Below are 23,486 nucleotides of genomic sequence, written 5' to 3'. Positions count from 1 at the left end.
TGTTATATCGGCTAATTTAAAGGGTCTTAGCGATTTCTTTCAATAATCACAGTGCTGTCATTCAACACGGTAGCATAAACTTGTCTTTTACTTTGCAAATTACGAACCGGAATCACTTCTCCAATCCTTCCATCCTCCATCGCCTTGGCAATTACAGACAGACGGATTGCGGAGCCTTTATACACAAGGTCAATGCGTGAGCCTTTTGCTACAACAGGAATGGCTTCTAACGCCCCTTCGAAAATGGGGGTTCCGGCACCCAGAGTGCGCGTCACACGATACGGACCGCCTTTGCCATCCCAGGGTTCCCCCTGAAGGTATGCCAAGTTCTTGCGTTCATACGTAATCTGATCCGGTGTCAGAAGATCATTTCGATTCATAGGAGCGGCAGTACACGGTACAGTTACCCATAAATCCAGAAATGCTCCTCCGGTCACACGACGGACAACCTCGCCGTTAGGATCAACTTCTCTGAACCTGATACCGATACGTCCTGCCTGCACCGTGCGTAACGGTTCAATATCAAGCCGATTTTTTGAATCGCGAAGGAAAATAAAATTCGGAATAGACATGTCACGCAATACGGCTTCACCTTCCAGCTGTTGCGTTGCATTACTGATAGTGCGTGTAACCATTTGTGAAAGTGTATTTTTCTGTACGACTTTGCCGCCACGCTGAATAGCAATAGAGCCGGGAAGGATTGCTTTGCTTGCCATTCCCCCAAGATACTGCTGTAACGCGTTACGAAGCTTAGGGCGGGTAATCGCCATAGGGCGTCCATACTTTCGGGGTGCAGGCCACAGCTTAATTTGGGCAAAGTCCTGCCATGACTTATATGCAATGTCGCCGGACGGTTTTGCTATATCACCCAGCAATACAACGTCTCCTGTCACAACGGCGGCAGGAAGAACGGTAAAATGCCACTTTGCTTCCGCGGCAACAGCACTACCGGCTGTTGCAAGCATACACACAGTCATACAGCATAGTACTGCCCACTGCCTTGAAATGACGAATAAGTTACACATACGCATATTCCGAAGGTTATACGTTAGCTTTTGAGCTGTGCTGCGAGCTGCAACATAGAGTCAGAAGTCTGAATTGCTTTTGAGTTCATCTCGTAAGCACGCTGACCGACGATCATATTTACCATTTCATCTACGATCTCAACGTTGGACATTTCAAGAAACCCTTGAGCAAGAGTGCCTGTACCATCTTCACCCGGAACACCTTCTACAGCTTCACCGGATGCTTCTGTCTCGGAGTAGATGTTACGACCAAGAGGATCGAGACCAGCCGGGTTAATGAATGAATACAAAGGAACGTCTGCTGTTGCTAATTCGTTCCCCTGAGAATCCAGTGCTGCAAGGCGACCATTGGCAGAAAGCGTAATACTTTTTGTTTCCTGAGGAACAACAAATTCAGGTTGGAGTTTGTAGCCATTTGAGGTGACGACAGTACCTTCGCTATCCAGCTTAAACGCACCCGCGCGGGTGTAACGAAGCTCGCCGTTTACCTCTACCTGAAAGAACCCGTCACCTTCGATGGCAAAATCGAGCGGGTTGGTTGTATTCTGAAAATCACCCTGCGAGAAAAACTTATGTGCACTGGCAGGGCGAACACCCATACCAACCTGAACCGGAGTCGGAACCTGTCCACCCTCAGCGGTTGGAGAACCGGCAATTTTCATGGACTGATACATAAGGTCTTCAAACTCTGCGCGGCTTTTTTTAAAGCCAATGGTGTTTACGTTCGCAAGGTTGTTGGAAATGGTATCAATATTGAGCTGCTGGGCATACATGCCGGAAGCAGCAGTCCAAAGGGAACGCATCATAATTACTATCCTCCACAGGACTAAGCGCTGGATTTACCCAGACGTTGTGTTGAATTTTTATCCAGTTCACTACTGGTTTTCATAATCTTGGTGTAGGCCTCAAACTGACGGTGTGCTTCAATCATGTTTACCATTTCAGAAACTACCTCCACGTTGGCAGACTCCAATGCCCCCTGCTGAATAGCAGCCTGATCTGCGGGCTGTTCCACAATATCCGAGCCCTCGCGAACTCTGAACATATTCTGCCCAAGCTTTTCCAGTCCACGCAAATCTTCAAAGGTAACTAACTGAAGTTTTCCAACCTGCACGTTGTTTGCGTACAGTTCACCCTGCTGACCAATAACAATATTCGCATTACGCGGCAGGGTAACTGGGCCGCCATCTCCCAGCACAGGATAGCCTCTGTCTGTAACCAAAGTTCCGTCATTGCTTTGACGGAATTTTCCGTTACGAGTCAAAAAATCACCGTCAGGAGTTTGGATTTTAAAAAACCCTTCTCCGTGGATAGCCAAGTCCAGCCGGTCTCCGGTGACTTTTACAGGCCCCGGAGTAAAGTCCGTCTGGGCAAGGGCAATACGCGGTCTTGCCATAAGTTTTGGCTCTGGAAAGAGCTTTTCAGAGCGAACATTTGCTACAGGCTCCATGATCTGATCATGGGCAAACTTGACAAAGGTATCCTTAAAGGCAAGGTTGTCACGCTTGTAGCCTGTTGTATTTATGTTAGCCAAATTATTACTGATATTGTTAAGACGATGTTCGTTTGTAAGAGCACCGAACAAGGCGCTATACACACTGCTTTGCATGACTCTTCCTCCCATGTGGAATTTCTGTCAGGATGATATTTGCAAAACATGCGCCAAGTCCTAAAATGGGAGTAAAAATTACCGCACTGGTGTTTCCATACAGCATCTGGTATTCGAGGCTTCTCGCGAGAAAATTATGAGCATTACACTAGACAATATTTCCAAATTCTACGGTGGCGAAGAAATCATCCCTCAATTCTCTTTAGACATTGCGGATGGCACTCGCCTATGCGTTTGCGGCGCTAACGGGTGCGGCAAATCAACGCTTCTTAAAATGGTAGCCGGTATTGTGTCCGTTGATTCCGGACGCGTGCTGCTGCCTAAAGGCTGCCGTCTTGGCTTTGTTCAGCAGGAGCTGGACGAGTCACTTCTTGACCTGCCCCTGCTTAGCTGGGTGCTGGAAGTCCTGCCCGACTGGAATAATTTCTGGGAAGAGTGGGAAGCTGCAAGCCAGGCACAAGATGAAGCAGCCCTCAAGCGTCTCGGTATCCGTCAGGCAGAGCTTGAACAGATCTACGGGCATAACCCTGAGCACCGTGCAAAAACGGTACTGACAGGTCTTGGCTTCAGCGAAGAGAAGTGGCTCAAATCCATGCGGGAACTTTCCGGTGGATGGCGAGAGCGCGCTAAGCTTGCCAGAGTGCTCACCGCCGGTGCAGATGTTCTTCTTCTTGACGAACCGACTAACCACCTTGACCTCGACGCTGTCGAATGGCTGGAAAATTTCCTGCTGGAATACCAAGGGGTCCTCATCTTTGTTGCGCACGATAGAATCTTCATGGATAAAGTTGGCAGTCATGTGCTCTACCTTGGGGGCAACAAGCCGACATTCCGCAAAGGCAACTTCACCCAGTTCCTTGTGATTCAAGAAGAAATTGAAGCACAAAAGGGCCGCGAAGCGGCCAAGCTGCAAGAAGACATTGCCCGCAACATGGACTTTGTACGTCGCTTTAAAGCTAAAGCGACGAAAGCACGGCAGGCCAGTTCCAAGCAAAAGATGGCTCAGCGCATGCAAAAAGAGCTTGATTCCATCAAATTTGAAACCAAACGCAAAAACCTTGCCTTTGCATGGCCCGAACCTGCTCCTGCGGAAAAACTTATTCTCAGCGTCTCCGACCTGCGCTTCACCTATCCAGATGGTGTCACCCTGTGGTCAGACTTAGAATTTCAGCTTTACCGAGGTCAAAAGATTGCCCTTGTAGGCCCTAACGGCTGTGGCAAATCCACCCTGCTCAAACTTATTGCCGGACGTCTGGAAAAGAACAACGGTTCTATCATGATGGCATCCAAGGCAAAAATGGGATACTTCTCTCAGCATCAACTGGACACCCTGAACGCGCAAAATACTGTTCTCAGCGAAATCCGCCGTCTTTCCGATCCCAAAACGACGGAAGAAGAGCTTATGTCAGTTCTCGGTCTCTTCATGCTCGGGCAAAGCTATTTTGAACGCGTTGTCAGCGAACTTTCCGGTGGTGAAAAAAGTCGCCTGATGATGGCGATTCTTTTCCTTTCCCGTTGCAATTTCCTTGTACTTGACGAACCGACTAACCATCTCGATCTTGAATCCCGCGAAGCACTCATCGAAGCACTGGCATCGTTTGAAGGTACTATCTTGATGGTAGCGCATGACCGCTATCTTTTAAAAGAAGTGGCAGACCAGCTGTGGAGCCTGTCTCCCGAAGGTCTTACTGTGCACGAACAGGGCTTTGAAGAATACGACAAATACCGCAGGGAGCAGAATGCTCTTGCCGGCGGAAAGTCCAAAGAAACCACTACCACTGGTGGACTGAGCCGCGAAGAGCAAAAACGCCTCAAACGAGAACAGGCAGAACTGCGTAACCGTATCTACAAAGAACTGAAGCCTAAGCAACAGGCATATGAGAAAATGGAAGAAAATCTCATGCTCATGCTGGAAGAACAAGGCGAACTGGAAACGCAAATGGCCGATCCGGAATTCTTTGCTAATTCCCCAAAAATGCAGGAAGCACTTAAACGATTCGGCCAGCTCCAGAACGACAGCGAAACCCTGATGGAAAAAATGGGTGAACTGGAAATGGAGATTAACGAATTGGAACAACAGCGCGAATCACTCGCAGGCTAATTATGAAAAAAGCCATTACAGTTGTTGCCGGTATTGTATGGGACGGTGAGCGCTACCTCGCCGCCCGACGACCGGATACCGCACCATTCGGCGGCTTCTGGGAATTTCCCGGCGGAAAAATTGAACCGGAGGAAACACCGGAAGCAGCGCTTGTGCGTGAATTTCAGGAAGAACTGGATATTACTCCGACAGAATGGAAGTATTGGCAGACTGTCACGCATGAATACGAGGAGCTTATTGTTACGCTTCTTTTCTTCCACATAACCGCATTTGAAGGTACACTTATCCCTCAAGAAGGACATACTGTACGATGGGTTATGCCGAGCCAAGCCTGTGAACTTACTTTTCTTGAAGCAGACATCCCCATAGTGCAGGAGTTAACCACATTAGCATAGCGCGACCAAACAGTTGCGAACCCGCATCAGGTTGTGAAGCGGAAGCCTCCCGACTGCAAACTCTAGTGAGACAAGAGTGCCGCGCTAAAGGGGTACGATTATGCACATGGCACTGTTGTTCCTTGCACTATTCGTCGGAACCTTTATGCCCCTGCAAATGGGGTTAAATGCCATGATCAGTCAACACTGGAGCCATAGTGCCCCCATTGCCTCGCTCATTTCTTTTTTTGTCGGCACCATTGCGTTAAGCATCTTCGTTGTCGTAACTAAAATTCCAATTCCTGCCCTCTCGACATCTACTGTTCCATGGTATGCATGGTTTGGCGGCCTCCTTGGCGCTATCGGTGTTACGACTCTCACCTTCCTTGCACCCCGTATCGGCGCTCTTGCAATGATTTCGCTCATTATCTGCGGCCAACTGATAGGCTCCGTCATCTTCGATCACTTCGGCTTCATCGGATACACCATCCGCCCCGTAACACTCATGCGCGCTCTGGGAGTAGTCCTGCTTATTAGCGGAGCATACCTTGTGAATCGCTATTAATGCCACTGTGATATATTACTGATTGAATTACGAGCATTGTTGTCCTATTGTCTCGCCGTGAATGTATACTGAAAAGGAACACCTAGCCCTTTCCACAAGGGATATTATTCAGGAGATATACATGGCGAAATTTGAATGGAATTCTTCAATGAACACCGGCGTTGCTGTAATTGACAAACAGCATGCCGAGCTAACGCAGATCATCAATTCTCTGTACTATGCATATATGAACGGAGAAGAACATTCCGTTCTAAGCCCGCTCATTCATAAAGTGAATGACTATGCCCACATGCATTTTGCTACAGAAGCAGAGTTAATGAAGGCGTACAAAGATGAAATTCCAGACTTTGAAGCGCACATGGAACAACACAGAGAGTTTTTTTCCAATGCAATTGGATTTCTGCTGGATTATCTCAATGACAAAGCAGACATTACTCCTGAGCTCTTAGACTACCTTACAGACTGGTGGTTTAAGCATATCAACGGAATAGATCGGAAGATGGCTGAGTTTTTAAAAAATAAAGGTGCTGCATAAACAGAAATGGCGGTTTCTGTTGTATCATGCGCCGACTGTTACCAAATTTCTATGTGCTCAAGGAGAGTTGAAATGAGTAAAGATCGTTTAGTGGTTGCCGTTGTCGGTGCCACCGGTGCCGTAGGGCGGGAAATGCTTTCCGTATTGGAAGGCCGCAATTTTCCAGCTACCGAGGTTATTGCCCTCGCATCTGCACGATCCGCAGGCACCACAGTACCGTTTGCGGGTGGTGAACTTACAGTCAAAGAACTGACTGAAAACTCTTTTGAAGGTGTTGATATTGCGCTCTTTTCCGCCGGTGGATCTACATCTGAAAAATTTTCTCCAATCGCAGCTAAAGCAGGCTGTGTTGTTGTAGATAACTCCAGCGCATGGCGTATGGATGACCGGTGCCCGCTTGTTGTCCCGGAAGTAAACCCGGAAGCACTCGAAGCACACAACGGTATTATTGCTAACCCGAACTGTTCCACTATCCAGATGATGGTTGCACTTAAACCGCTGCACGACAACGCTCAGATCAAACGCATTGTTGTTTCCACCTATCAGGCAGTATCCGGTTCCGGTCAGAAAGCAATTACCGAGCTCGAAACACAGATTCGTCAACTTTTCAATATGCAGACACCGGTTGCAGAAGTATATCCATACCAGATTGCGTTTAACGCACTTCCGCAGATCGATGTATTCATGGACAATGACTACACCAAGGAAGAAATGAAGATGGTTCATGAAACCGTTAAAATCTTCAATGACCCTTCTATAAAAGTAACTGCTACCTGTGTACGCATTCCTGTATTCTACGGCCATAGTGAATCTGTAAACATTGAAACTGTACAGAAAATCACTCCGGCTGAAGCACGCGTTATCCTAACACAGGCACCGGGTGTTACTGTGCTTGATAACCCAAGTGAAAAAATCTACCCGATGGCAATTGATGCCGCAGGTCAAGATGACACTTATGTTGGGCGTATCCGCGAAGACGAAACCATTGAAAATGGCCTGAACATGTGGATCGTTGCTGACAACATCCGCAAAGGCGCTGCGCTCAACACTGTACAGATTGCGGAAGAGCTTATTAAACGCGATCTTCTGGGTGTAAAAGACACAACTATCTTCGACTAGGAGAAAACAGCCGTGGCGACAATATGTGATACAGAAGAATACATTTCTAAAATCCTGAATAGCCGTCGAGCCGGAGAGCGCGATGTGCTTGCCTTTTATGAGCACCGTATCGGATGTATTTGCAAAAACCCGAGACTGATGCTGCTGCCTATGGACGATCATCTTGCCCACAGGGGTGATGGCGTTTTTGAAAGCATTAAATGGGTAAACGGAAAACTGTATCAGCTTGATGCACATATTGAGCGTTTGAAAAGTTCTGTCAAAGGACTGCACCTGTCGCCCCCCTGTACTTGGGACAAACTTGCAGAGCTTGTTGTTGAGGTCGCAAAAGCTGCGGCAACAGAAAACGGCCTTCTGCGTATCATTATAGGACGCGGCCCGGGCGGGTTCAGTATAGACCCGAAAGAATGTCCGGTGAGCAGCCTTTACATTGTCGCTTACAAGTTCAATCCAAAACCGGAAGAATGGTACGAAAAAGGCGCAACTGCCTTCCGTTCATCCATTCCGGCGAAGCCGGCACACATGGCGCGTGTTAAGAGTGCAAACTACATCTCTAACGTGCTTATGAAACGTGAAGCTGATGAACGCGGCTACGATGTTCCATTCAGCTTTGATGCTGATGATTTTATCGCAGAAGGTGCAACAGAAAACGTTGCTCTTGTTAATCAACAGGGAACACTTGTCATTCCTGAGTTCTCCAACGCGCTTGTAGGAACAACTATCATGCGTGCTATTGAACTAATGAAAGACAAAATCAAAATCGAGTTTGCCGCAGTGCGTGAGGACGACCTTTATAGAGCGAAAGAAGTCATTATCTTCGGAACATCATCCGACTGTGTCTCCATCGTACGTTTTGAAGGACAGCCGATAAGTGATGTACGTCCAGGCCCTGTTGCCAAAGAGATCAGACAAGTTCTCAAAGAAGATCTTGAAGTAAACGGACTGCCACTTTAGTCAGCTTTCTCTGACTACCAGCCGATAGTCCGTCTTGCGGCGCATAATGACTATCGGCTCTGGCTCTGCTTACGTATAAAATACTAAAAATCCGGTGCCGTTAATTTACGGCACCGGCTTTTTACACCTACGACACACTTACCTCACAAGACATCACAACTTCGCAGTACGTACTCATTGGGGAACGGGGTTCGCACTGAATATTCAGGAAAATATGTATGCACATTTTGTTGCTTGATCTCGGAAAAGAAATGCGCGGTGGACAATGGCAAGTCTTCTACCTTGCGCGAGCATTAGCCCGTTCTCAAGAATTTACAGTGACCATAGCAGCTCCTGCCAAGGCTCCTTTACTCACACATGCAGCAGAAGTAGAAGGTGTTACCCTTCTCCCTCTTTTCGGTTCCGGAGACTGGAACCCTCTTAACATATATAAACTCCGCCGCGCTGTAACAAAACATGGTGCTCAGGTAATCCACACAAACTGCGCAAAAAGCGCATCTCTTGGCGGAATTATAAAAAAAATGTGTGGCGATGCCTTCCGGCTTATACACACCCGCCGAGTGTCCTATCCTCTTAAAAATGGATGGAGTAGCAAAAAATATTTACTCGCGGATGCTGTTGTCGGAGTCAGTCAGGAAATCTCTGATACGATGATGGAGTCTGCTCCGCTACTTGACCGCAGCAAAGTTTCTACAATTCATTCAGGAATTGATGCCTCCCGCTATCAGGCTAAAAAAGACCGTAAAGACAGCCGAATGATCATCGGCATGATTGGCGCGCTAACTGAGCAGAAAGGACACGTTGTCCTTGTTAAGGCTCTTGGTGAGCTTGCAAAATGCAAGGATATCCCTGTCTGGGAAGCGCGCGTTGTGGGTGACGGCCCATTATTCGGTGAAATAAAAGAATTAGCTGAAGAGCTTGAAATCAGCAGCCATCTCGCCCTGCTTGGACGTCAGGATGCCCGCGAGCAACTGCCATATTTTGATATCCTTGCCGTACCTTCTGTAAATGGTGAAGGTTCTTCCGGCGTCATCAAAGAGGGCTGGGTTGGACAACTTCCAGTTGTGGCTTCCGATCTCCCGTCCAACTTAGAACTGGTTGAAGATCAGAAAAGCGGACTAACATTTCCGAACCATGATCACGAAAAGCTTGCACAGCTTCTTCACGACCTCATGCTGGATGAAAAACTGCGTGCAAGCCTTGTAGAAGGCGGAAACAAACGCGTTCAGGACTTTACTGACATGAGGATGGCAGCATCATACATGGAGCTGTACAAACGAAGTTGGTAACACTGAAGACACGCCTCTACTCTGTGCCGCCTCTGACACGGGAAAAGGATGCATGTAGACTGCGAACTACCCAAAAAGGCCTTAAAGACAGAAGTAAGGCGTAGAAAAAAACACTGCTAATTTCTGTAAAGAAATATACCGCGCCTTGTCCCGATATCGGGAAGGTGACACTCAAAATAATGCAAATCGTACATTACATCATGCTGCATGAATTTGCTTTATTCAAAAAAAAGGGGGAGCCGGCCAGGTTCCCCCTTTTCCATTCTGTTCCCCGTTGCAACGCTGCACAAGGAGAACAAGAACACTAAGAGATATGGTTTATGCCCTTAATGTTCCGGAAAAATATAGCCTGCAGTCATAACTAACTGCAGGCTTTTTTATGCTTACTCTTCGTTTACACGTTGAATCCGTGCGCCTACAGGAATAAGTTTTTCTTCAATATGCTCATAGCCACGATCAAGATGATAGATACGCTGCACATGAGTTTCACCTTCTGCTGCAAGCCCCGCTAGAACAAGCGATGCACTTGCACGAAGATCGGACGCCATAACAGGTGCACCACGTAATACAGAACCGCCTTTAATACGGGCGGTTCTCCCCACAGGGCGGATATCCGCACCCATGCGGGCGAGTTCCGGTGCATGCATGAAGCGGTTTTCAAAAATAGTTTCTTCCACCATTGAGGTGCCATCCACGTAGCACATCAACGCCATAAACTGCGCCTGCATATCAGTAGGGAAACCGGGATACGGCTGAGTGGTAATTTCAACAGGAGAGAGTTCGCCAATGTAAGTAACGCGGGTTCCTTTCTCTTCTTTTGTCACGCGCACGCCCATTTCTTTAAGTTTGCTGATAACAGCATCAAGAGAATCATTCGGGCAGTTTTCAAGTAACAGATCCCCTTTTGTAATTGCAGCTGCAATCATAAAAGTACCTGCTTCAATACGGTCCGGCATAATAGCGTAATCGCTTCCTTTCAGGCGTTCAACACCCTGAATGCGGATAACACTTGAACCGTGACCTTCGATCTTGGCACCACAAGCGATAAGGAAATTTGCAAGATCTATAATTTCCGGCTCGCGAGCAGCATTTTCTAAAATAGTTTCGCCTTCTGCAAGACTGGCAGCCATAAGCAGATTTTCCGTTCCGCCTACGGTTACTTTTTCAAAAACAATATGCGCGCCCTTCAGCCGTCCGTCACATTTCCCCATAATGTAACCGGAATCCACTTCAAAGACTGCGCCCATTTTTTCAAGTGCAGAGAGGTGCAAATCAACAGGTCGCGCACCAATGGCGCACCCACCCGGATATGCAACTTTAGCTTCACCAAGGCGAGCAAGCAGAGGTCCCAGACATAACACAGAGGCACGCATGGTTTTTACAAGATCATACGGCGCTTCCGGTTTCGGGTTGCAACCTTCTGTTTCAACAACTCCGTCAGCAAACCGCCCCGGACATCCGAGAATCTCCAACAGACTGATGGTAGTGCGAATATCACGCAAATTAGGCACGTTGGTAAAACGTGCAGGCTCTGCAAGAAGAATTGAGCCCATCAGAATCGGTAACGCAGCATTTTTTGCGCCGCTGACACGAATTGTTCCATTTAATGGAACTCCACCTTGAATAACTAATTTTTCCATATGTCTCCCTTGAATGGGTATCGAATATCGAAGAATGTGTTGCTAACGTAAACCCCAAAAATTTTCCCGATCATTGTACGATACAAAACAAAAGCAATATATGAGAAGCATTGCAGTCTTGCTGCATCAAACTTATTATTATTGCTGACAATGCAATGTACCGGGTTGACCAGATGCAAGCTCGGGATTAAAATTAAAAACAACATTCTAGATTATACAGCGAATATCAGTCCCTCTCATGTAAAGTCGTATAAGCCGACTTACCCTAGGAAGCAATAAATTTAAAAAAAATGAACTTTCTACTTGACCGGAAAGGACTAAGGCTATAGTACACATTCCTGCTTGTGGCGGATGTAGCTCAGTTGGTAGAGCACACGGTTGTGGCCCGTGTTGTCGAGAGTTCAATCCTCTTCATTCGCCCCATCCAAGTAAGAACGCCCCGTACTTTGTACGGGGCTTTTTTTATGATTTTTTATCCAAGTTCAGCCTACTGAAGACTTTTTATTGAGTTGCAAGCTGTCTGCAATGCTTTCTCAAGTGCATCAATTGCTGCAACGTTAACACTTCCTGTTCGCGCCTCGCGCTCGATCATCGCCGAACATGCAAAAACATCGTTTGCAGAAATATTACCACTGGCCCCTGCAAGAGTGTGTGCCTTGCTTGCCAACCCATCCCAATCCTCTGCGTCAAATAACACACGTACATCCGTAGCTGCATCCATGTAGGTTTCAACAAAAGTTTTCGCCACTGACAGGTAAATACGACTTTTACCGCCTACTCTTTCAACGCCTTCCGCAACGGACAGGCCCGGCAGGCTTGCCGGAAAATCTGGATTTTCCACTACATCAAATTGCTGCATTCGACCTATGGCTTTTTCAGAAGGAACACATTCCTCTGCACCATTGGCATACGCTGAAGGACTTCTCTTTCTTGAAACATATTTTTTTAACAATTCTACCAAAGCATCTAATTCGACAGGCTTTGTCAAATATCCGTCCATCCCTGCCCGTGTTGCCCTGTCCCTGTCTTCCTGCAACGTATGCGCTGTCATGGCTATCACCGGTAATTCAGCTAGCTCCAGTTCTTCACGCAACCGGATCGTTGTGGTAAAACCGTCCATTCCCGGCAACTGAATGTCCATCAACACCAAGTCATATGTACAAATAGAAAGCAATTCTATCGCACTATTACCATCCTTTGCGATGGTAACCTTCACGCCTAGATATTCCAGAATCTCCCGCATCACTTGCTGATTTATAGGATTATCCTCCACAACAAGGACTGTCATCCCTTCCAGACTTTCAGTTTCAGCAGCCAATTCAGAACGTACCCGCTGGTCAAAATCAAGTGCCCGTAAAATGTTGATCTTAAGCTGTGCAAATGTCACAGGACGCCGCAAAAAATCTGTCATAGAAAATGAACATTCACGATCCGGTAGAGCTTCATCTCCAAGCCTTGCAGCAACCAGAACCTTTAGCTCAGGATGTTGACACAAATAGTTTACAACAGAGCCTGTCATATCAAGCAATTCTTTGCTTCCGAGCACAACAAGATCATACTCTGCTCCCGGAGCTTGATGTTCCAGCTGCAATAACACCTGCCGTTCTGAGCCAAGCACAACAACAAGCATACCAAGCTCAGCAAACAGACTACGCCACATGGCACGCGCAGCAATAGAAGGCTCAAAAACAAGCACTCGCCACCCGGAAAAAACCGGAAGAATAATCTCCCGCTCATTCTCTGCAACAGCAAACGGCAACGCAGCGGTAAACGTGCTGCCTTTACCGACAACACTATCTACTGAAATAGAACCCTTCATAAGAGAAACCAGTTCTGCCACAATAGAAAGTCCCAGACCGGTTCCGCCATATTGACGGGAAGTTGATCCATCTGCCTGCACAAAAGTTTCAAACAGTTTAGCCTGTGCCTCTTTAGCAATGCCGATGCCTGTATCCTTTACAGAAAAAGCCAGCTGCACAACCTCATCGTTCTCACGGACATGTGGAATCTGGATAGGCTTCGTAACAGAACCTTTCAGAGCCACACGCAGCTCCACAACGCCACGGTCCGTAAACTTAAACGCGTTACCTACAAGATTTAAAAGGATCTGCTTTAACCGGAACGAATCACCACGCAGAACAGGCGGCACTCCTTCATCCACAATAACTACCAAATCCATTTCTTTTACAGCAACTTTTTCAGTGAATATAATGGCAAGTTCATCCAACACATCGCGCAAGATGAAATTTGTTTCTTCTATTTCCAACTTTTTCGCTTCAAGCTTAGAAAGATCTAGTACACCGTTAATCAGATGCAGCAAACTTTGTGATGATGCAGCAATAATCTCTGCATATTCCCGCTGTCTGCGCGTCATATCTGTAGTTTGCAGCATGGTTGTCATACCAAGAATTGCATTCATAGGTGTACGTAATTCATGGCTCACGCTGGCAATAAATTCGCTTTTTGCACTGTTCGCTCTTTCCGCCTCTTTTGTGGCCTGCTCAAGATCCAACGTTCGTTCAAGAACCTCTCTTTCAAGATTACGGCTTTCCGAATGCAGAAACATATCGTGTGCTTCAATATGATCAAGCATGCTGTTGAATGAGTCTGTAAGCTCTGCCAGCTCTCCTCTGCCTTCACGCTTTGCGCGTAACGAGTAGGTCTGCTTCACACGAACTCTGCGGGCAGTTTCAGACAGCTCACGCAACGGACGTAACAGTGTCTTGACGATAAGCCCGATTACGATGAGCACAACCATCGAACTTGCTATGAGGTTTGCAAAAACAGCAGGAATAAAGAGACTGAGAAAGTGATGATGAGCAGGATCAAATGTTGCGATTGAGGTAACTGTTCCGACATGAGAACCAGCATAGTAGATTGGCTGTTTGATAAGATATTCAGACGAGTCAGGAGAAGGAACCTTCTTTGCCTCTCTCCCCCTGTATGAACCGCATATCAATATTCCCTTTGCGTCATACAAAAAAAGCCCTGCGGTACTTTTATACGCCAACTCTTCATGAATAAACCGGGCTGCCTGCTCTACCCGTCCCTCCCCTAAAGGGGGAGCCAAATGCGTCGCCAGTACCTGAACATGTTTTGCATGAATCTTAATGAAATTATCTATACGCTGATCAATAGCAAACAGATAATACAGCATATTAAAAATAATAAGAAATATGGCGGTTAAAAGAATACTTACAGTAATAAAATTTTTTGTATAGCTGTCTGGAAAAAATTGCAGTTTGACTATCCGCTTCAGCATTGCAATACCGCCTATGATAAGCTTCTATCCATGCAAAAAAGCAAAACCTAACTCTCTTTCAGCATACCGTAGCAAAAAACTCAAAGTAATAAATGATTTAACAATCACTGGTTGTTGTATTTTTCTTCTTAACCAGCGAAACAAGCTGCTGTGCATCGGGACTACGCCCTAGGTACAAACACCCCACGTAACACACAGCCAACACGGGGATGCACAACAAGCTGGCAAGCCCAAACGGTGCTGCCCACCAGCATCCTGCGCCTACAGCAATACTCATAAATCCATACACAAGATTCCACCTGCTTAACTGAGTCAAACAAAGCCCCTGTCTTCGTAAAAAGGCATACAGTAAAATACAATTTATCCAGCCGCCACAGGAAACCGCAACGGCAAGCCCTACGCCACCCCAAAACTGCATAAAAAGCACACCCAACAGCACTGTCACCACTAGATTACATCCTCCTGCCAGTAGCGGAATCCGACTGTTCTGCTTGGCGTAGTACCCGCTCAACAAAGGACGCGTGACTGCAAAGGCAGGCAGTCCCACAGTAAATGCCTGTAACATGTTGGAAGCTATAGCAGCATCAAGAGCTGAAAATGCCCCGCGCTCAAAAAAAAGCTGTAAAACAGGGTGTGCCAACACATAAAGTCCGGCGGCGGCAGGAAGTGACAAAAAGAGCGTGAACTGAACAGCAGAAGAAAGAACCTCGCCATACTTTTGTCTGTCATTAGAAACAGCAAGTGAAGATAACGCCGGCAGTACAGCAACACCAATGGCAACGCCGATTAATCCCAATGGAAACTGCACTAGCCTGTCCGCAAAATAAAGTTTTGATATTGTTCCTTCTTTCTGAAATGACGCGAGGATAGTTACAAGAACAACGCTAAGTTGAAATACGGCACCACTTAATACTGTGGGTACCAATGTCTTAGCCAAGGTACAGGCATGAGCATCCCGCACCCTCCAAGCCCCCCGCCAGAGGCTTTTTCCATGAAAAAACATGAGTTGTAAAAAAACCTGCAAAACGCCGCCAATGACCAACGCGACACAAAGCGTTTCGGCAACTGGTAGGGAGCACCCCCACGCAATAGCGGCACCAAGCACCAGTGTAATATTCAACACCAGCGGTGCAAGCGCAGGCGCATGGAAATGCTTGCGGCTATGCAGCACGCCCGATAAAAACGCAACCAGACCAATACACACAAGATACGGCAGGGTTATCTTCAGCAACGTATTGGCATGTGCAAAAACAGCAGGAGACATGGATAGCCCCGGCGCTAATACCGAAGTAATAACTTCGCTTCCATATTCAGCAATAACCAGCAATAACGAAAAAATCCCGACAGTCCACAAGAGACAGGTACGTATAAGCGAGAACGCTCTATTCTCACCTTCCGTCTCACGGACATATGTTATCGATGCTGTCACAGCAGAAGAAAGAGAACCTTCTGCAAATAATTTTCTAAATAGATTCGGGATACGGAACGCCACAATAAGCGCATCAGCCAACGGCCCCGCACCGAGCAGAGATGCAATCAGAACATCACGTAACAATCCCACAATTCGGGAAATAAAGCTGCCCGCAGAAACAACTGCGGCGGAAAGAGATATACTCATCCATGAGTTTGATTGAGAATCCATATAGCCCTGTATCTTTTGTATAAAACTATCTGATATAATATAGTATTTGCTGAGTTTCTATTCAAATTGTACGGTACACAAAGATTACTGCAAGGTACCGAGGTATTCTTACTATGACCTACGAAACGGAAATATATGACTAAGCATTCTCTTTTGTTCCATTTACGCTATTTATCACCGTTACTCATTCCTTTTTTCCTCTTTTTTGTCGGAGGAATAGTGCTGGCTGTTCTCCAATCTCTTGGACTCGGACTGCCTTTCCCCTATGAAGGAGGATTACTCGACAGCTATAAAGAACTGCTGACACCGTATATGCTGCGTTCGTTTCTTCTGTCCATTAAAGTAGGTGCCGTAGCTGCCTTCTTTTCTGTAGTCATAGGAGCTGTTCTCGCTATGGGATTATGGAGAATGCCGCCAATGTTACAACAGGCAGGCGTTATCTACAAAATCCCCCTCATTCTGCCACACATTGCAGTAGGGTTTATCATCTTCTTTTTCTGGGCAAAATCAGGGCTTATATCATCTGCCATGTTCCATGCAGGCCTTACCTCCACGCCACAGGACTTTCCATCTATCCTGTTCGGCGGAGACGGTTGGGGGATGATTATTGCCTATACCTATAAGCAGATCCCGTTTGCCCTGCTCATGGTCTACGCATCACTCAAGCGGCTGGATATACGCCTGCTAGAAACAGCATACATGTTAGGAGCAGGCCGCTTTCGCACGTTTCGTACCGTCACATATCCACATATTAGCGGCGCTCTGCACTCAACATTCTGCATCCTTTTCCTGTTCGGATTCGGCGCATTTGAAATCCCGTTCCTGCTCGGCGGATCTCAACCTGCCATGCTCAGCATTGAAGCATACAATATGTATTTTAGAAAAGAGCTGCACCATCGACCTCAAGCTATGGCTATCCTGATCTGTATTTTCCTGTTCTCTATTGTATTTCTTACAATTTACCTGCGATCAGTGGCCAAAGCCAATCCAGAGGAAGCACATGGCTAACAACAAGCTGCGCCATCCCTTGCTGTTTTTATTTTTTGTACTCTTTTTTGCCGGCCCTACCGCAGTGCTTGTTGTCTCCCTGTTCGCCCCCGGCTGGACATGGCCGGATATTGTTCCTGCCCATTATTCCACCAAAGCATTGCAATCCGTATGGCAGCATAGCAACTCTATTATGCTGAATCTTGGAGTTTCCGTACTATACTCGCTGACAACAACACTCTGCGCTCTTGCGCTTTGTTTATTGCCAGCCTATCACTTTGCGCGGGTAAACTTTACCGGAAAAAATATTCTCCAAAGCATTTTGCTGGCACCTGCACTGGTTCCGGCAATGACGTTCTCCATGGGAATTCATCACGTATTTATTAGATTGTCACTAGCTGACACTTTTCCCGGGGTGGTGCTCATCTTGACTATTTTCAGCTACCCGTACATGCTGCGCGCCCTGATTTCAGGATTTGAGGCGTACAGTGAAGAATACGAGCTTTGTGCTAAAAACCTTGGTGCGTCATTGTGGATGCGCCTACGCTATGTAACCTTTCCGCTGCTGCTTCCGAGTATTATTGCGGGTAGTTCAGTAGTCTTTCTTGTAGCATTTTCGGATTATTATCTTGTCTTTTTGATTGGAGGCGGTGTTGTGCCATCCTTCACCGGATATCTGTTTCCATTAATCACAGGACCAGATAGAGCTATGGCAAGCGCGCTTACACTCATATTCCTTATTGTTCCGATCGTATTGTTTGTTCTTGTGGAACTTTCCGTACGCCGCTTTTATAAACGGGCAGGACTGTATTAAAAAATACGTCCCGCCTTCAGCCTCCAATACGATACAATCATGATTATTAAAAAAGCTTTAATTCTTCCGCAAATCTCACTTTGTGTCGCCATGACCCTGTGGGCAAGTTCCTTTGTCGCTATGAAATTTGCCATTGTGGCATTTTCACCAATGCTCGTTGTGTTTTGTCGTATGGCTATTGCCTCACTTGTTCTGCTTACCCAATGGCGTCGGATAGAACTTAAAAAAATCCCTCGAGAACACTGGAAAATATTTGCATTTCTGGTGGTCTGCGAGCCATGTCTTTTGTTTATGTTTGAAGCGCATGCACTTAAGTACACATCCGCATCACAGGCGGGAATGATCTGCTCTATTGTACCAATATTCGTCGCTGTCGGCTCCTTTCTGCTCTACAAAGAAAAACAGCCCAGAATAGTCTGGGCAGGTTTTATTACAGCCATCGGGGGCGTGACACTTCTCTCTATAAAGAGCATCGTGACAGATGCCGCTCCCAATCCCCTATTAGGTAATTTCTTTGAAATGATGGCTATGCTTTCAGCCACCGGCTATATTTTGACAGCAAAACGCCTTTGCGCATCTTATTCAGCCTTCACGTTGACGGCTCTACAGGCATGGATTGGAACCATCTTTTTCTTTCCGATTCTATTGCTCTCCGGTGAGACAATTCCGGTAAATGTACAGCCCGAAGCTGTTATGGCAATCCTGTACCTTGGAACCGCAGTAAGTTTTGGAGCCTACCTTTTTTATAACTATGGTCTGCGCCATGTTCCTGCCGCGCAGGCTTCTGCGTACGGCAACCTTATCCCTGTTATTGCCCTTGGCCTCAGCCACGTAATTCTTTCAGAGTCACTCACCGTTCTTCAGTACGCAGCCTGTATTCTCGTTCTTTCCGGAGTATGGATGAGCCAACGCAGAACCAAGCCAAATACGACGGAAAATATCTCTGCCGAATCCCCGCTAGTCCCTGTGCCGAAAGAGCAATAAAAATCTGTCACTATCTGATTTACAACGCAGACGAAAGTGGCTACTCACAAGGAGTTCATATTGTAGTAGTCCTTTAAGCTGCTACTATTTTTTCTTTTCAGAAGCTGTTTCAGGCAGAGGACTGTGACGGAATTCCACAAGGGTTACAGTTCTATCATCCCCAAACTCTCGTCACCTACTGACTATACGTTTATCACTCCTTGCTCAGCAGCCACTCCTTTCAGATTCTACTTTCAGGATTTCAAAACAATGTTAACTAAAGACTACCTTCTTCCTACCATGTCACTTTTCGGTGCAATGGTTCTGTGGGCAAGTTCATTTATTGCCATGAAAATTGCTGTAACAGGCTTTTCGCCTGTTACCGTTGTGTTCGGGCGCATGCTTATCGCATCCTTACTATTCATTGCTCTCTGGAAGAATTTTCGCGGTCTTAAGGTTCGGCGAGAAGACTGGAAGCATCTTATTTTTATGGCACTCTGCGAACCATGCCTCTACTTCCTTTTTGAGGCATATGCACTCAAATATACCTCTGCTACACAGGCTGGAATGATTGTTGCGACCCTGCCGGTGTTTGTTGCCATTGTAGCGTTCTTTGTTCTTAAAGAAAAACTTGCGCTTAGGGTATGGGCGGGATTCTTTCTTGCAGCCTTCGGGGTTGTAATGCTCTCATGGGGAGCAGAAACAACAGACAATGCCCCGAACCCGCTTTTTGGCAACACATTGGAAATACTAGCAATGATATCCGCATCAGGGTACATGGTCACCGCAAAAACGCTTTCTAACCGCTACTCTCCGTTGTTTATTACAGCATTGCAGGCATGGGTCGGCGCAATCTTTTTCCTGCCGCTTATTGCGCTCACTCCCGGAGCCTTCCCGACAGAACTCCCGTATGACGCCACCATCGCAGTACTGTATCTCGCGAGTGTTATAACCATGGGTGCATATGGCATGTACAACTACGGATTAAGTAAATTATCCGCAGGACAAGCATCAGGCTTCACCAACCTTATACCGGTATTCACCATGTTCATGGGTTTCCTTTTTCTTGGCGACAGACTCTCTCCCATGCAGTTTGTAGCATCCGGCTTAGTGCTTGGCGGCGTTATTCTTACGCAAACGTCGCCATCTAAAAAAAAGATAAAAAAAGTTACTGCATAAAGCCACATTAGTACCGTCGCGGCATTCATAACCCGATAAGTAAGCATTTTTTACAGGTATAAAACCCGCCATCCACAGTACGGGCACGCGCAAAAACTAGCGCGTGCCCGTATTTTCTTCTTCCAGTTCATTCGATGCTATCCCTGAGCATCCCGTTCAGATGACAGACTAAAAAATATTACAATCATATCGACGAGGTAAAGAATGTTTTATATTCTTTACCAAAATCATTCCGCTAATTTTTCTACGTTTTCAGGATGCTCTTATGCGAAAATTATTGCCACTCATCCTTATCCTGTTCTCTTTCCAAACAACATATGGAGGACAGCAGATAGGTCCATGTTCCCCTGAAGCTCTTGTCAAAGCTCAAAAGCAATTTTCGGAAAAAGATGAAATAGGACAATACGGAATTGCCAATCTGATTCTTGAAGAGAAATATGCTCAATGTCCTATTCTTGCAAAAACCTTTGAATACAAAGGCGCGAACAGAACGACCGAGCAACAGAAAGAGCAGAACATTCACAACTGGTTCATGCACCATCTGATGCTCTCACGCTTTCATGCAGAGAAGTATGAAAAGTGCTTGGAACTTGGAGAGCTCATGGTCGAACAGTATCCTAAAAATGAGCCAAAAGAGCTTTTTGACTCCATGAAGGCTATTCTTGCGGCATGTCATAAAGCCATTAGCAGAAATTGTTCTGATACCGCGCTAAGGAATGGTTTATTCTGGAAGGTTGACTCAGAAGCCCTCTACCGGTTTACCCAAGGCATTGTTGATGCTGTTGAGAATAAGGATTTAGCAGCCTTCCGCACACACATTAAAAGTGAGCTGTCCAGAGGGCTTCGTAATCGATACATGGACGGAAAAACTTTTTCTGAAGTCTTTACTGACGATTTCCGCGACACCATTCTGGAATATGGCCCGACCTGCTACGTGCACAGCTGGCGCGGAGTTGCAATGGGGAGGGGGGAAATCTGGATAACACCCTTGTCTTCAAATGAATTTACTATTCGAAGCGTTTGGAAATATGTACCGGAAAAATTCTATGCAGCCGATCTTCCGACAGGATGGGTTATCGATGGAAAAATGCTGACCCCAGACAGACTCAGCCGTCCGGGCATATCTAATGAATACTATGAGTACATCGCTAAACAATTCTCCATTACCCCTAAAGAAGATTTCCTGCGAAACACAGGGAAATACCTTAGCAGCCTCCCCCTCGCGAAAATTTCTGCACGCAGAGAAGACCTCACGCCCTCCCTTATAAATCCGGCAACACCTACTCCTGCGTTCAACCACGTTAAAACGAAAGAAAAGACGGTTCGCTTTGAACAAGAAAAGGACATATACACACTACGTGAAGAATATACATTGCTTGCGGAAATTCCCTCAGAGATATGCCAGTCACTGGCGCCGGACTTTAAAGGAACATGTCTCCAATCCTACCTTATCGAACTAGGCGAGGATACGGGTGGCACTATGGGTATGCTTACCAATGACTCAATTTATGGTCTGTTCCGCATGCCCGATAAAAATAAAATTATCGCACCGCTTGTTCATTTCTCCAGTTCTAACGATGCAAAAAACTACCTTGAAGATATGAATATTGCCCCATTGCAACAACAAAATTAATAGCAATACTGCTCGCGCAAACTGTTACGCAACAGGGGGCCATTAAAACAAGTCTTACGCTGTCTTTTATACCACTGTCAGGCAGTTAACTCGATTTGCATCACAACAGTATGCAACATCTTCCCCGAGCCATAAAAAAAGGCTGCCCATCAGGCAGCCTTTCTCATTTCTATACTTCAGAAGTCTTATCGACGGGAAGCAGGTTCAACAAACAATTTGTTGCCACGAATCTGGTTGCCGTTCATTACATTAAGAACTTCCTGTGCGTAGTCTTCCGGAACTTCAACGAAGGTGAAACGGTCATAAATATCAATTGCACCGATCATTTTACCAGGAAGTCCGGATTCGCCAGCAATAGCGCCTACGATATCGCGAGCGCCGATGCGGTTCTTACGACCAATGTTGATAAACAGACGAACCATGCCTGCCTGTGCGCCGGTGTCACCGAATGATTTCTTCTGCTCAGGCATTGCGTCACCGAGGTCACGGTGCATAAGAATTTTAAGCAGAGCAGCTGCCATCTCAGCAGTAGTGAGGTCACCATCAAATTCGTTCTGAATGAAATCGTCAACGATTGTAAGGTAACGGTCAAGTTCATGCTTGTGGATGTTGTCGCGAATTTCGTCGAGCAGTTTGCTTGATTTCGCATTTTCAACGTCCGCAATGGTTGGAACCTGATGCTGAACGATGCGAGCTTTGGTGAAGCGTTTGATATCGCGAAGTTTCCAGAATTCTTTACCGGAAACAAAGGTGAATGCACGCCCCATACGTCCTGCACGACCGGTACGGCCAATACGGTGAACGTAGTACTCAACATCGTTTGGAATATCGTAGTTAACAACAGCTTCAACGTCATCTACGTCAATACCACGAGCTGCTACGTCTGTTGCAACGAGCACTTCAATAGTACCTTTACGGAAACGGTTCATAACGCGATCACGCTGGGTCTGGTTCAAGTTACCATGCAGCCCGTCTGCCTGATAACCACGACCCTGAAGATTCGCTGTAAGTTCGTCAACACCGCGTTTGGTGGAGCAGAATACGATGGTAAGCTTTGGATTATATACATCGAGTACACGACAAAGCGCATCCATTTTCTGGAACGGACGAACTTCATAGTAAATCTGTTCGATATTAGGAACAGTAAGTACTTTCTGAGTAACTTTGAGGAATTCTGGAGCGTTGAGGAAGCGTTTTGCAAGCTGCAAAATCTCATCACGCATAGTAGCGGAGAAGAATACAGTCTGGCTTTTCTCAGGTACTTGCTCAAGGATGAACTCAATGTCATCGCGGAAGCCCATATCGAGCATTTCGTCCGCTTCATCAAGAACAGCCATGCTAATTTCCTGAAGAGAAATAGTACCACGTTTCATGTGGTCCATCATACGGCCCGGGGTACCTACAATAACCTGAACGCCGCGGCGCAGAGCTTTAATCTGACGCTCGATTGGCTGGCCACCGTAGATTGGCAGAACAAAAACGCCGCGCTTACGTTTTGCAAGTTGGCTGATTTCTGTTGCAACCTGAATAGCGAGCTCACGAGTAGGGCAAAGAATGATTGCCTGTGGAGATTTTAAACGCACGTCGACCTTTTCCAAAACTGGAATACCGAACGCTGCGGTTTTACCCGTACCGGTTTGAGCCTGACCAATTACGTCCTTGCCTTCGAGAAGAGGAGGAATGGCCATAGCCTGAATTGGAGATGCTTCTTCAAATCCCATGTCTTCAATAGACTTTAATAACTCCGGAGAGAGAGGGAGTTCAGAAAAAATACATCGTTCCATAATAAAATTCC

General features: G+C 46.4%; 19 protein-coding genes and 1 tRNA gene. 13 read left to right on the top strand and 7 right to left on the bottom strand.

What is annotated here, in order from left to right; translation table 11 throughout:
* Positions 1-26: 26 nt before the first annotated feature.
* From flgA to flgF, 3 genes are all read right to left on the bottom strand, one after another.
* Complete coding sequence (flgA, locus tag F461_RS0102320) at positions 27-977, bottom strand: flagellar basal body P-ring formation chaperone FlgA (RefSeq protein ID WP_019999542.1); 951 nt, start codon at positions 975-977, stop codon at positions 27-29.
* 71 nt (positions 978-1,048) lie between these two features.
* Entirely contained in the window at positions 1,049-1,831 is a 783-nt protein-coding gene (gene flgG, locus F461_RS0102315) for a flagellar basal-body rod protein FlgG (RefSeq protein ID WP_019999541.1), read from the bottom strand.
* A gap of 20 nt (positions 1,832-1,851) precedes the next feature.
* Positions 1,852-2,634, bottom strand: coding sequence for a flagellar basal-body rod protein FlgF (gene flgF / locus F461_RS0102310; protein ID WP_019999540.1), 783 nt, complete (start codon positions 2,632-2,634; stop codon positions 1,852-1,854).
* A gap of 136 nt (positions 2,635-2,770) precedes the next feature.
* Here flgF and F461_RS0102305 point away from each other — a divergent pair, with 136 nt between their 5' ends.
* From F461_RS0102305 to F461_RS0102275, 7 genes are all read left to right on the top strand, one after another.
* On the top strand, positions 2,771-4,735 hold the full coding sequence (locus F461_RS0102305) for an ABC-F family ATP-binding cassette domain-containing protein (RefSeq protein WP_019999539.1): 1,965 nt from the start codon (positions 2,771-2,773) through the stop codon (positions 4,733-4,735).
* A 2-nt stretch (positions 4,736-4,737) separates the two neighbouring features.
* Complete coding sequence (locus F461_RS0102300) at positions 4,738-5,130, top strand: (deoxy)nucleoside triphosphate pyrophosphohydrolase (protein WP_019999538.1); 393 nt, start codon at positions 4,738-4,740, stop codon at positions 5,128-5,130.
* A gap of 100 nt (positions 5,131-5,230) precedes the next feature.
* Positions 5,231-5,674 carry a DMT family transporter gene (locus F461_RS0102295; protein ID WP_019999537.1) on the top strand — a complete coding sequence of 148 codons (444 nt, stop codon included), beginning with the start codon at positions 5,231-5,233 and terminating at the stop codon, positions 5,672-5,674.
* A gap of 121 nt (positions 5,675-5,795) precedes the next feature.
* Positions 5,796-6,209 carry a bacteriohemerythrin gene (locus F461_RS0102290; protein WP_019999536.1) on the top strand — a complete coding sequence of 138 codons (414 nt, stop codon included), beginning with the start codon at positions 5,796-5,798 and terminating at the stop codon, positions 6,207-6,209.
* A 72-nt stretch (positions 6,210-6,281) separates the two neighbouring features.
* Entirely contained in the window at positions 6,282-7,328 is a 1,047-nt protein-coding gene (locus F461_RS0102285; RefSeq protein WP_019999535.1) for an aspartate-semialdehyde dehydrogenase, read from the top strand.
* Between the two features lie 12 nt (positions 7,329-7,340).
* Complete coding sequence (locus F461_RS0102280) at positions 7,341-8,282, top strand: aminotransferase class IV (protein WP_019999534.1); 942 nt, start codon at positions 7,341-7,343, stop codon at positions 8,280-8,282.
* A 218-nt stretch (positions 8,283-8,500) separates the two neighbouring features.
* Complete coding sequence (locus tag F461_RS0102275) at positions 8,501-9,571, top strand: glycosyltransferase family 4 protein (protein ID WP_019999533.1); 1,071 nt, start codon at positions 8,501-8,503, stop codon at positions 9,569-9,571.
* Between the two features lie 383 nt (positions 9,572-9,954).
* On the opposite strand, the gene murA is transcribed toward F461_RS0102275, so the two are convergent.
* Positions 9,955-11,211 carry a UDP-N-acetylglucosamine 1-carboxyvinyltransferase gene (gene murA / locus F461_RS0102270; protein WP_019999532.1) on the bottom strand — a complete coding sequence of 419 codons (1,257 nt, stop codon included), beginning with the start codon at positions 11,209-11,211 and terminating at the stop codon, positions 9,955-9,957.
* A gap of 347 nt (positions 11,212-11,558) precedes the next feature.
* Here murA and F461_RS0102265 point away from each other — a divergent pair.
* Positions 11,559-11,634, top strand: a tRNA-His gene (locus F461_RS0102265).
* Positions 11,635-11,698: 64 nt separating this feature from the next.
* On the opposite strand, the gene F461_RS0102260 is transcribed toward F461_RS0102265, so the two are convergent.
* Positions 11,699-14,473 carry a hybrid sensor histidine kinase/response regulator gene (locus F461_RS0102260; protein ID WP_019999531.1) on the bottom strand — a complete coding sequence of 925 codons (2,775 nt, stop codon included), beginning with the start codon at positions 14,471-14,473 and terminating at the stop codon, positions 11,699-11,701.
* A gap of 97 nt (positions 14,474-14,570) precedes the next feature.
* The gene (gene murJ, locus F461_RS0102255) at positions 14,571-16,115 is read right to left on the bottom strand and encodes a murein biosynthesis integral membrane protein MurJ (protein WP_019999530.1); all 1,545 of its coding nucleotides are present in this window, start codon (positions 16,113-16,115) and stop codon (positions 14,571-14,573) included.
* Between the two features lie 135 nt (positions 16,116-16,250).
* Here murJ and F461_RS0102250 point away from each other — a divergent pair, with 135 nt between their 5' ends.
* From F461_RS0102250 to F461_RS0102230, 5 genes are all read left to right on the top strand, one after another.
* Positions 16,251-17,123 (top strand): ABC transporter permease, encoded by an 873-nt coding sequence (locus F461_RS0102250; RefSeq protein WP_051089186.1) that lies wholly within the window; start codon positions 16,251-16,253, stop codon positions 17,121-17,123.
* Positions 17,116-17,916, top strand: a complete 801-nt coding sequence (locus F461_RS0102245) for an ABC transporter permease (RefSeq protein ID WP_019999528.1) — start codon at positions 17,116-17,118, stop codon at positions 17,914-17,916. The genes F461_RS0102250 and F461_RS0102245 overlap by 8 nt, the downstream gene beginning before the upstream one ends.
* A gap of 39 nt (positions 17,917-17,955) precedes the next feature.
* Positions 17,956-18,900: a DMT family transporter gene (locus F461_RS0102240; RefSeq protein WP_019999527.1), complete on the top strand. Its 945-nt coding sequence runs from the start codon at positions 17,956-17,958 to the stop codon at positions 18,898-18,900.
* 249 nt (positions 18,901-19,149) lie between these two features.
* Complete coding sequence (locus F461_RS0102235; protein WP_019999526.1) at positions 19,150-20,058, top strand: DMT family transporter; 909 nt, start codon at positions 19,150-19,152, stop codon at positions 20,056-20,058.
* A 265-nt stretch (positions 20,059-20,323) separates the two neighbouring features.
* Positions 20,324-21,691 carry a hypothetical protein gene (locus tag F461_RS0102230; RefSeq protein ID WP_019999525.1) on the top strand — a complete coding sequence of 456 codons (1,368 nt, stop codon included), beginning with the start codon at positions 20,324-20,326 and terminating at the stop codon, positions 21,689-21,691.
* A gap of 185 nt (positions 21,692-21,876) precedes the next feature.
* Here F461_RS0102230 and F461_RS0102225 read toward each other — a convergent pair whose 3' ends face one another.
* Complete coding sequence (locus tag F461_RS0102225; RefSeq protein WP_019999524.1) at positions 21,877-23,475, bottom strand: DEAD/DEAH box helicase; 1,599 nt, start codon at positions 23,473-23,475, stop codon at positions 21,877-21,879.
* Positions 23,476-23,486 lie beyond the last annotated feature (11 nt).

The organism is Halodesulfovibrio aestuarii DSM 17919 = ATCC 29578 (assembly GCF_000384815.1).
GTDB classification, from domain to species: domain Bacteria; phylum Desulfobacterota; class Desulfovibrionia; order Desulfovibrionales; family Desulfovibrionaceae; genus Halodesulfovibrio; species Halodesulfovibrio aestuarii.
This window is presented reverse-complemented; position numbering and strand designations above follow the sequence as displayed.

Coding starts and splice junctions, on each gene's coding strand:
- flgA (WP_019999542.1), bottom strand. CDS start 977: ATGACTGTGTGTATGCTTGCAACAGCCGGTAGTGCTGTTGCCGCGGAA.
- flgG (WP_019999541.1), bottom strand. CDS start 1,831: ATGATGCGTTCCCTTTGGACTGCTGCTTCCGGCATGTATGCCCAGCAG.
- flgF (WP_019999540.1), bottom strand. CDS start 2,634: ATGCAAAGCAGTGTGTATAGCGCCTTGTTCGGTGCTCTTACAAACGAA.
- F461_RS0102305 (WP_019999539.1), top strand. CDS start 2,771: ATGAGCATTACACTAGACAATATTTCCAAATTCTACGGTGGCGAAGAA.
- F461_RS0102300 (WP_019999538.1), top strand. CDS start 4,738: ATGAAAAAAGCCATTACAGTTGTTGCCGGTATTGTATGGGACGGTGAG.
- F461_RS0102295 (WP_019999537.1), top strand. CDS start 5,231: ATGCACATGGCACTGTTGTTCCTTGCACTATTCGTCGGAACCTTTATG.
- F461_RS0102290 (WP_019999536.1), top strand. CDS start 5,796: ATGGCGAAATTTGAATGGAATTCTTCAATGAACACCGGCGTTGCTGTA.
- F461_RS0102285 (WP_019999535.1), top strand. CDS start 6,282: ATGAGTAAAGATCGTTTAGTGGTTGCCGTTGTCGGTGCCACCGGTGCC.
- F461_RS0102275 (WP_019999533.1), top strand. CDS start 8,501: ATGCACATTTTGTTGCTTGATCTCGGAAAAGAAATGCGCGGTGGACAA.
- murA (WP_019999532.1), bottom strand. CDS start 11,211: ATGGAAAAATTAGTTATTCAAGGTGGAGTTCCATTAAATGGAACAATT.
- F461_RS0102260 (WP_019999531.1), bottom strand. CDS start 14,473: ATGCTGAAGCGGATAGTCAAACTGCAATTTTTTCCAGACAGCTATACA.
- murJ (WP_019999530.1), bottom strand. CDS start 16,115: ATGGATTCTCAATCAAACTCATGGATGAGTATATCTCTTTCCGCCGCA.
- F461_RS0102250 (WP_051089186.1), top strand. CDS start 16,251: ATGACTAAGCATTCTCTTTTGTTCCATTTACGCTATTTATCACCGTTA.
- F461_RS0102245 (WP_019999528.1), top strand. CDS start 17,116: ATGGCTAACAACAAGCTGCGCCATCCCTTGCTGTTTTTATTTTTTGTA.
- F461_RS0102240 (WP_019999527.1), top strand. CDS start 17,956: ATGATTATTAAAAAAGCTTTAATTCTTCCGCAAATCTCACTTTGTGTC.
- F461_RS0102235 (WP_019999526.1), top strand. CDS start 19,150: ATGTTAACTAAAGACTACCTTCTTCCTACCATGTCACTTTTCGGTGCA.
- F461_RS0102230 (WP_019999525.1), top strand. CDS start 20,324: ATGCGAAAATTATTGCCACTCATCCTTATCCTGTTCTCTTTCCAAACA.
- F461_RS0102225 (WP_019999524.1), bottom strand. CDS start 23,475: ATGGAACGATGTATTTTTTCTGAACTCCCTCTCTCTCCGGAGTTATTA.